Raw genomic sequence first — 5,389 nt, forward strand, 5'->3', positions numbered from 1 at the left:
AGGTAGATGCGCTCAAAGTCGTGCAGCCTGTTCTTGACTATCTCAAATATCGCCCGGGACTTGCCGGAGCCGCTGCGGGCGTAGAGGAACACGTTGCCGGAAGACGACGCAAGGTCAAAGCCGTTAAAGGGCACGAACGGTATCATGTCCCTCTGGTGATCCAGGTGTATGTTGAGCGCCTCGGCGATTTCTTTGAGCGACCTGGCAGGGTCGGCGTTCACCTGCGGGAGAAGGACGAAAGAGACCTCCGAGTTTTCGATGTCCTTGTGCTCTATTCCGCCTTCCATACCTGTTTTCTATAGAATTGTTTTATTTAACTATACCACGGGAGATTTTTTTGATTTCCAAATATGGAAAAAACATCTTTTTTCTTCTTTGATCTGCAGGCATATATGCATATTATAATAATATATGCCTGACAGGGCTGGAGCGAAAAAAAGGCAGACGCGCAAAGGAGCCCGGACGCTGGCGGCAGCAGCAGTAGCCGTTTTTCACAGAACAGCCTTCCGGAAGAATGCTTTTTAAAAAGATCGTTCCCGGCAACCCATGAGCAGGTTTGAAGCGTTCGTCACGGGGCTTGCCGCGGCTTCTGTAGTCATGATCCTGATAGACTATCTCGTCCCCCTTGACGGAGGGCAAAAGCTCTTTGCGTATTCTTTTGACGGGTTTGTAGTGGCAGTCATGGCCGCCGACTTTGGCAGGAGGCTAAAGTCCTCAGGCGAGGGTGGCCGCAGGTTCCTGCTGAAGCACTGGTACGAGATACCTGCCATGATCCCGCTGTTTGCCCTTGCCGCGCTTGACGCGTACGTGATCGCCGGCGTTGCCATACGCGGGCTTCGGCTCATAAGGCTGTTCAGGCTGGTGCACATTTTCTTCAGGGCCACGGAAGTCGCCCGGGGCAGCAGGCTGGCCGAGCTGGTCGTGTTATCCGCCGGCATCGTGACCACGGGCGCGGTGGCCGGCTTTTTCGTAGAATCGTCCCACCCGGATACCAAGATAGCCAACCTGGGCGACGCGTTCTGGTGGGCCATAGTCACGGTCACCACCGTCGGGTACGGCGACACGTATCCCATGACTGTCGAGGGAAGGGTGGTGGGCGCTTTCCTGATGGTGACAGGCATGGGGATATTTGCCGTCCTCACGTCTTACCTCGGCGCGTCGCTCGTTGCGGCAAGGATGAAAGGCGGCGGCTCCAGAAACGGCCTCGCATCCGAGACAAAGGAGGCGATCAAGGCAAAGGTGGACAGCGTCGAAAAGCTGAGCGACGAAGAGTTTGCAACGCTGGTCGCGCTGCTAAATGGGTTGCGCGCAGGCAAAGCCTAGCCCAGCATGCTGACTGAGCAGGAAAAGATGGAAAAAGATCTTTTGTTTTTTATCATGGCAGAAAAAATTGCGACCGGCGCCCATAGAGCAAGAGTCAGCGGCCGTCTGAAAATACCAGATCCCTGAACTCCTTGTAGCGCTTCAGGACAAGCAGGCCGGTCTTGGTAGTCTTGTACGTGCTAGAATCATTGCTGTAGTTTAGCAGCCCCGAATCTTCGAGCAGCTTCAGGTACTCCTTCATGTGTGGGTAAGAAAGTTTCGTACGGTACATGATCTCTGTGACCCGCTCTCCTTCCTTTGCACTACTGAGAATGTCTGCGACAATGTCGCACCAACCACGTCTAGTGTTTGCCACTGTTAAATATTATCCTTTAAATGTATATTTAAATGCTCTGGTACAAATCTGGGGTTATCACCGGGACAGAACGGGCCCGCCCCAAGTAACAATAGGGGCTGGCCGTCTTCTTATAAACTCCGCTTTTAAGATCGCCTGCCAGAGATATGTATGTATGTGCAACGCCGGCGCCGGCTGCAATCTTGGATGGATGCCCGCCCCACATGGCTTTTGCATCTATAAACTGATTCCATGCGATGCTGCCGGGAAAGGCAGACGTGCAGCACCATAGCCTGTTTCTTGTCTGCTTTCTTTCTTTTTATAAAGGAAAGAGAAAAAGCAACTGTTTTATTTTCTGCTGCGCCTCAAAGCAAACGTGCGCAAGCCGGTGCTCTTGGTTGACGACGCGCAGGAATCGCGCCTTGCAGCAGAGATGTTTGCGAGCTCGGGCAGAGAATACGTCGAGTACCACATCAAGAAGTTCGAGGAGAGCTGCTGTGGCGAGCTCCCCACCACCAGGGCGCCGGCGGTGTTTGCCCCCGAGGGCGTGTTCAAGGGCCTTGCAGGAGTAAAGGAGTACCTGCAATCATCATCATCTGCTGCTGCAGGCAAGAACACGCGGCAGCAACAACAACAGCAGCAACAAAAGGGAGCCGAATACGACAGCTCTTACTGGTGATGACGATGGTGGTCGTCAGAGACGACGATATAGACATGGCCGTCCTTTTCGAAAACCTCGTAGAGCACCAGGTCGCCGGACTTGCGCCATTCCGGCGACTGCTCCACCCAGCTGGCTTCTTTTTTCCACGACTTCATGTTTTCCAGCTTGCCCGTAAAGACGTTGTACTCGTAGCCGTGCATGTAGCAGACGATGTTGTCGCCGTGCATTTCGCCCTTTGAAAGCGACGCGCCCCTGTGCGGGCACGAGTTGTCAAACGCAAAGAGCCTCCCGCTGCCCTCCTTCCTCCCCACCAGCACGTCTGCAGAGCCGACCGTAAAGACCTTCCAGCGCCCTTCGGGAATTTCGCTGCTCTTGCAGAGTGGCAGGGCAGGTGACTGTTGCTGTTGTTGGTGTTGTTGGTGATGGTGTTGTTGGTGATGATGAGGAGGATGTTGCGATCCGTCGTCTTGATCTTTTTTCTTCCCGCCTTGTTCTTTATGCTGCATATCCCTGTACGATGTCTCTCGACAAAAAGAAAAAGAAAGAAGAGGTATATTATATTACGTCTAGAGGTGGATGAGGCCACCCTGCGACCCTGTGTGCGGCGACTGGCCGGCGAACTTGCGCCTAAAGTGTCCAGACGGCCTCTTTGACAGGAGCTCGATGAACCACGCCTCGTGCTCTACCTCTTCCTGCATTATGCGCTGGGCGATGTCGTACGTCCTTGGGTCTTTGCCTGCGGTCATGTCGCACACCTCTCCCCACGAGCGGATGGCGCACTGCTCCGCCTCAAGCAGGACTTTCAGGATAGAGTTGATGTCCTCCCAGTTGTCCGGCAGGTAGGCGTCGGGGCACCCCGCCTGGTCTGCGAACTTGCGGATGTCCCTTGGGAGGGCGCCGCCAAGCTCGTAAAGCCGGGGGACCATCGCCTCAAAGTGGTTGCGGTCCTCTATCCTTGCGTCCTCGACTATCTCCTTGATCCCTTCGCCCTCAAGGCCGGTGCAGTGCATCCTCAGTATCGTATAGTAGTAATAGGTGGTAAACTCGGCGCCCACGCCCTTTGTTATGAGCTCCTTGAGCCTCTCCACGTTGACGCCGTTCTTTTGCAGGACCTCTAGCGCGACGATGTTTGGCACGGGCTTGGTAGTCTTGGCATAATCACTTTTGTCCCTATTGCTGTCCGTTGGCGATGACGACATGTCCGTATAGCAGGGGTTGAAAATTAAAGAGTTACTCCAACGTTTGTCGTCTTCTCGCTCAGCTCCCACAGCCGCTTTGCGGCAGAGTCGTCCATGGCGGCCCCGGAAGGCTGTTCCTCCCTCCTCTTGACGAAATATTTGCCAGTTGCAGTCACTTCTGGCGACGACGCAAGGTGGATGCCGGTGTCGGCCCCCTTTTGCGGGCTTGCCATGAAAGGGCCTGCGGCCGACCAAACGGCCCCGTACATCCCGTTTCTTACGAGGTTCGTCCTGACTGCGCCGGGGTGGAAGCAGTTTGCAAGGACGCCGGCCGGGAGGCGGCGGGCAAGCTCCCTTGTAAAGAGGATGTTGGCCAGCTTGGACTGCGAGTACGCCTTGATGCCGCTGTAAGGCCTCTTTTGGAATTCAATGTCGTCAAAGTCGATTTGCGCGCCCCTGTGCGCTACAGAGCTTGTGGTGACGACTCTGGAATCAGCCGCAAGCGCCTTTGCAAGCAGGGCAGTCAGCATAAAGGGCGCAAGGTGGTTGACCGCGAACGTGACCTCGATCCCGTCGACGGTCTCGGCGCGCCGGGCCGCAAACACGCCGGCGTTGTTGACAAGCACGTGCAGACGGCTGTGGCGGTCCAGAAACTCGCCGGCGAGCCGGCGCACTTCGGCCTGCGAGGACAGGTCGGCCACGAGGTACGAGATTTTTTCATTTTCACCATTGCCGATCTCTAGGGCGGCTGCTTTGCACTTGCTCCTGTCCCTGCCGACAATGACCACGGCGGCCCCCATCCGGGCTAGGCCGGCGGCTATCTCTTTCCCTATGCCCGAGGTCGCCCCTGTTACCAGGCAGACCCTGCCGCTCATCGCCGCGTCTTCGTTTCCCACGGGAACACCATCCACCTTTCATGGTTCAGTATCCTGCCGCAGAACCCGGGGCAGCCGGGGTAGCGGGACATGCAGAACGCAAAGTCGCACGAGAACCCCCTGACTGCCTCCTTTACCATCCGGTAGGTGTCGCCGGCATCGTAAATGTCGTCTATGACGATATAGTGGGCGTTTTTGTCTAGCGCGGGCATCTCTTGCTTTACAAGCTTTTTCTTTCGGACAGGGATCAGCTTGATGTCGTCTATGCCAAGCTCCTCTGCAAGGAGCCGGGCAGGAATCACGCCGCCGTTTGTTACGCCAAGCACGCAGTCGTACTTTCTCTTTTTTTCCAGGGCCTGGCGCGCCACCTCTTGTACAAGGTAGTGGATTTCAAACCAGCTGCAGGGCTCTCTGGCGACGGCCGCTGCTGCAGCAGCCACGTTGCTGGTGTTATTGCTGCTATTGTCGTTGTTGGGCGCAAACGACAGCCCGGATTTCGAGCAATCCGCGCACCCGTCCTGTTGTTGTTGTTGCTGCTGTCTTTTGTCGCCCTTTTTCGCTTTTCGCACGCTCTCTGCCCGTAATACTGTCTTCCAGCCTATATATCCGATTCAGGCCGCGGCGACGCATCATGACGCGCAATGTTTAAAATGCAACCACATTCCAATTAGGCTGATTTGGTATTCGTTGCCAAGACAAAGTCCCCCGAAGAGTGGAAGGCAGTAGCTAGCGCCATCAGCACGCTTGTAGACGAGGCCACGTTTGAGGCGACTGCCGAGGGCATCTCTTTCAGGGGCATGGATCCGTCCCACATTGCGCTCATCGACATATACTGGCCGTCGCACGCGTTTGAAAAGTACGAGTGCGACAGCGTGGTAAAATTCGGCATCAGGGTCGACGAGTTCAGCAAGCTGGTCAAGAGGGCCGACAAGAAGGACACGGTAGAGGTATCGCTTGGCGATAACGACAGCATGCTGCACGTCAGGATGCAGAACGGCTACAGGCGCGAGTACAAGAC

8 protein-coding genes and 1 pseudogene are annotated in these 5,389 nt (G+C 55.7%); 3 read left to right on the forward strand and 6 right to left on the reverse strand.

From position 1 onward, the window contains the following. A partial coding sequence (locus WKI84_RS12810; RefSeq protein ID WP_337863952.1) for a hypothetical protein occupies positions 1-287 on the reverse strand: 287 nt, incomplete at its 3' end. Positions 288-546: 259 nt separating this feature from the next. On the opposite strand from WKI84_RS12810, the gene WKI84_RS12815 reads away from it, so the two are divergent. After that, positions 547-1,323 (forward strand): ion channel, encoded by a 777-nt coding sequence (locus tag WKI84_RS12815; protein WP_337863953.1) that lies wholly within the window; start codon positions 547-549, stop codon positions 1,321-1,323. A gap of 94 nt (positions 1,324-1,417) precedes the next feature. On the opposite strand, the gene WKI84_RS12820 is transcribed toward WKI84_RS12815, so the two are convergent. After that, positions 1,418-1,678 (reverse strand): winged helix-turn-helix domain-containing protein, encoded by a 261-nt coding sequence (locus WKI84_RS12820; RefSeq protein ID WP_337863954.1) that lies wholly within the window; start codon positions 1,676-1,678, stop codon positions 1,418-1,420. Positions 1,679-2,033: 355 nt separating this feature from the next. Between WKI84_RS12820 and WKI84_RS12825 the strand changes: the two genes are divergently transcribed. Continuing rightward, the gene (locus WKI84_RS12825; protein ID WP_337863955.1) at positions 2,034-2,336 is read left to right on the forward strand and encodes a hypothetical protein; all 303 of its coding nucleotides are present in this window, start codon (positions 2,034-2,036) and stop codon (positions 2,334-2,336) included. Here the strand turns inward: WKI84_RS12825 and WKI84_RS12830 are convergent. Genes WKI84_RS12830 through WKI84_RS12845 form a run of 4 tightly spaced genes read right to left on the reverse strand, consistent with a single transcriptional unit; the run spans position 2,327 to position 4,940 of the window. Further along, positions 2,327-2,824 carry a Rieske 2Fe-2S domain-containing protein gene (locus WKI84_RS12830; protein ID WP_337863956.1) on the reverse strand — a complete coding sequence of 166 codons (498 nt, stop codon included), beginning with the start codon at positions 2,822-2,824 and terminating at the stop codon, positions 2,327-2,329. The genes WKI84_RS12825 and WKI84_RS12830 overlap by 10 nt on opposite strands. Positions 2,825-2,884: 60 nt before the next feature. Continuing rightward, positions 2,885-3,517, reverse strand: a complete 633-nt coding sequence (gene dps, locus WKI84_RS12835) for a DNA protection during starvation protein (protein WP_337863957.1) — start codon at positions 3,515-3,517, stop codon at positions 2,885-2,887. A gap of 23 nt (positions 3,518-3,540) precedes the next feature. Then, positions 3,541-4,392 (reverse strand): SDR family oxidoreductase, encoded by an 852-nt coding sequence (locus tag WKI84_RS12840; protein WP_337863958.1) that lies wholly within the window; start codon positions 4,390-4,392, stop codon positions 3,541-3,543. Further along, a complete protein-coding gene (locus WKI84_RS12845) occupies positions 4,368-4,940 on the reverse strand; it encodes a phosphoribosyltransferase family protein (RefSeq protein WP_337863959.1) in 573 nt (190 codons plus the stop codon). The genes WKI84_RS12840 and WKI84_RS12845 overlap by 25 nt, the downstream gene beginning before the upstream one ends. A gap of 108 nt (positions 4,941-5,048) precedes the next feature. Here WKI84_RS12845 and WKI84_RS12850 point away from each other — a divergent pair. Continuing rightward, a pseudogene (locus tag WKI84_RS12850) lies at positions 5,049-5,389 on the forward strand (DNA polymerase sliding clamp); the annotation flags it as partial.

It is taken from the genome of Nitrososphaera sp. (assembly GCF_037447015.1).
Classification (GTDB): Archaea; Thermoproteota; Nitrososphaeria; order Nitrososphaerales; family Nitrososphaeraceae; genus Nitrososphaera.